The following is a 3245-nucleotide window of genomic DNA, read 5'->3' as shown; positions in this document are numbered from 1 at the left end:
AGCGGCTTCGGGGCATGGGTTTGAGTTTAGTCGTTCATTTTCGGGGACGAGTGGAAGCCGGAGCTTCCGATGCGGGGCTCCCAAGCGGGAGCTTGGGAACGAGCATGGTCGGCGGCCAAGATCGCCCGCCTGGACTAAACTAAGCCTTCAAATCTTTTCGGACCGGGATGTGAAGGAATATCAATTCATCGAAACGCGGCGAGCGGATTGGGACGCGTGGGATCGGTGGCTGGCGGGCGGGCTTCGCGGAAGGGGGGAGCGGAGCGATGCTTCGGGTGCCGAGCCGGGGCTGGCGGCGATCACGGTGGAGAGTTTGCCGCGTCAGTTTCGGGGGCTGTGCCGGGATTTATCCCTGGCGCGGGACCGCCGCTATTCGGAGCCTCTGCTCGATGCGCTGCGCGATCGGGTCTTGGCGGTCCATCAGCGCATTTATGGCGCCCGCAGGGCGGGGGGAGGCCGGTGGCTTCGTTTCGTGTTGCACGATTTGCCGGTTCTGGTCCGGAGCGAGGCCAGGCTGGTCTGGGCTTCGGCGGCGCTGTTTTTCCTGCCTTTGTTTCTCTCTCTCGCCGTGCTTCAGTTTTATCCGGACGGCGTGTATTTCCTGCTCTCACCGGAAACGGTGGGTTCCGTGGAAGAAATGTACGCCCCGACGGCGGAACGGCTGGGGCGGCCTCGGGATGCGTCCGACGACGTGATGATGCTGGGGTTCTACATTGCCAACAATGTGCGCATCGACTTCCAGTGCTTTGCAGGGGGCATCGCTTTCGGCCTCGGGAGCGTATTTTTCCTGATTTATAACGGGCTGGTGATCGGCGCGGTGGCGGGGCATCTGACGCAAGTCGGCTATATCGAGACGTTTTGGGGCTTCGTCGCGGGGCATAGCGCGCCGGAACTGATAGGCGCCGTACTCTCCGGTGCGGCCGGCCTGAAAATCGGACTGGCCCTGATTGCGCCGGGGAGACTCCGCCGCGCCGATGCGGTCAAGCGGGCGGCGCAGCGGGCGGTGCATCTCCTTTACGCAGCGGCCGGACTGACTTTTTGCGCCGCTTTCGTGGAAGCGTTCTGGTCGCCGATCCGAACTCTTCCCGTGGAGCTCAAATACGGCGTCGGGATGGCATTCTGGCTCTCGCTGCTGGCCTATTTTTCTCTCGTCGGACGAAGCCGCCGTGCAGCTTGAGCGCCTCTGTCTGGATCTCCGCCGACGCACGCCCTGGGAGGCCCTGGATCTGGGATTGGTTGTGCTGCGGCACTGGCATCGGCCGGTTTATCGTGCCTGGTTCGCCACCATGGTGCCGTTCGCTCTGATCGTGTTTCTTCTCCTGTGGCAGTGGCCCGCCGTTGCCGCGATCAGCGTGTGGTGGTTCAAGCCGCTGTTCGATCGAATACTGTTGAAGGTCTACGCGGAAGCCTCGTTCGGACGGGCGCCGAGCACGCGGGAGATTTGGCGGTCGCTGCCGGGGCTCATCCGGAATTCCGGCTTGCTCATGGGGCTGACCCTAGGGCGTTTCAGCCTGGCCCGTTCGTTTCATCTTCCAATCGCGCAACTGGAGGGCCAGCGCGGGCGAGCGGCGGCGGCTCGGCGCCGGGCGCTCGATAGCAAGACGCGCGGATGCGCGGTGTGGCTCACCTATCTCTGTGCGCATTTCTCGGCATTTCTCCAGATTTCGCTGATCCTTTCGATCGAACTGTTTCGGCCGCGGGAGATCGAGCCGCTTTTCGACTGGGCGGCTCTTTTTCACGGCGAGTCGGACGCCTGGCTCTTGGTGCTGTCCGACCTCGCGTATCTGGCGGGGGAGACTTTGATCGAGCCGTTCTACGTCGCCGCCGGCTTCACGCTGTATCTCAATCGCCGCAACGAACTCGAAGGCTGGGACATCGAGCTGGGTTTTCGCCGTCTGAGCCGGCGCATCGAGGCGGAATCGGAAGGGCGGGAGGAGACTCCACGGAAAGCGGCCCTGATGATGGCGTGTCTTTTCTTCGCCGGCCTGTTCTGGTTTCAAGCTCCCCGTGAGGTCTTCGCGGACCAGCCTCCCGCGAGCGTCGCCGAGACCGGCGAAGCGGAACGGGCGATTCGGGAAGTATTGGCCGATCCGGTATTCGGCCGGGAAATTCAGGATTGGACGTGGCGCTACCGCGATTCGGAGAGCGAATCGCCATCGGACGATTCCGGTGCGCTGGAGCTGTTGAAGACGTTTGCCGAGTGGATGGCGAAGGCGATCCGAAGCCTCAGCTTTGTCGCAGCCGCCGTACTGACCGCGGGCCTGATCGTTTTGCTTTATCGCTATCGCGAGAGATGGCTGATCCGGAGTCCCGCCGTCCGCAGCGTTCCGGAAACCCTGTTCGGCTTGGACGTGCGGCCGGATTCGCTGCCGGCGGACCTCGTCTCCGCTGCGAGACGGCACCTTGAGGCGGGGGAATATGCCGCCGCACTGTCGCTGCTTTATCGCGGGGCGCTGGTTTCTTTGATTCATCGCGCTTATGTCGACTTCCGCCCGGGGGATACCGAAGGCAACTGCCTGGACCGGATACGGGGGCGAATCGATGCGGCCGGCGAGCGTTATTTCGCCGAGCTGTTGCTGGCCTGGAAGCTCGCGGCTTACGCCCATGCCGCGCCGCCCGTGCCGCAACTCGCCGATCTCTGCGACCGCTGGTCTGATCACTTCGCGGACTAATATATGAGAGGCAGTAAAAAAACCTACTGCGCGACCCAAGTCCGCGCCTGCGATGCTCAACGTACCCCCTTGTACGCCTCCGCTTCTCGGCGCGGACTCGGACCGCTCGCGACGGTTTTTTCACTACCTCTGAGCCGAACGGTGATCTGGAGTTCGACGGGGGTTCTGGTGCTGGTCGCGCTGAGCGCCGCCTGGTTTTTTTCCAACTTCGATTACGTACCGGTCACGACTTGGGAGAAACCGGGCAAGGAGGCTCGGCGCGATCCTTATCTGGCTTTCGACCGTCTCATGGGGCGGCTCGGGCGGCCGGCGGTACGGGTCAGCAATGCTCTGGTATTGGATGAGCTGACGCCGGGCGGGGTGTTGCTGCTGGATCGCGGCCGCCGCATCTACGTCAATGCGCGCCGCGCCGACGCTCTGTTCGATTGGGTGAGCCGCGGCGGCTATTTGATCGTTGCGGCGGAATACCGCCAAGTCGACGACCCCATCCTGAAGCGTCTGGGGATCGGATGGTACGAGCCCCCGAAGATCGAGCCCAAGAAAACCGCCGCTACGGAGGAAGACGGCGCGGAG

General features: G+C 63.3%; 3 protein-coding genes. All 3 read left to right on the top strand.

Features of this window, described 5'->3' with window-relative positions:
* The first annotated feature begins 169 nt into the window (after window positions 1-169).
* On the top strand, window positions 170-1177 hold the full coding sequence (locus ABJK70_RS22430; protein WP_347259187.1) for a stage II sporulation protein M: 1008 nt from the start codon (window positions 170-172) through the stop codon (window positions 1175-1177).
* Complete coding sequence (locus tag ABJK70_RS22425) at window positions 1167-2672, top strand: hypothetical protein (RefSeq protein WP_347259186.1); 1506 nt, start codon at window positions 1167-1169, stop codon at window positions 2670-2672. Before ABJK70_RS22430 ends, ABJK70_RS22425 begins: the two co-directional genes overlap by 11 nt.
* 3 nt (window positions 2673-2675) lie before the next feature.
* Window positions 2676-3245: DUF4350 domain-containing protein (locus ABJK70_RS22420; protein ID WP_347259185.1), on the top strand; the 570-nt coding region annotated here is incomplete at its 3' end.

The organism is Methylocaldum sp., assembly GCF_039794385.1.
Classification (GTDB): Bacteria; Pseudomonadota; Gammaproteobacteria; order Methylococcales; family Methylococcaceae; genus Methylocaldum.
The sequence above is the reverse complement of the archived record's forward strand: the minus strand, read 5'-3'. Positions and strand labels throughout refer to the sequence as shown.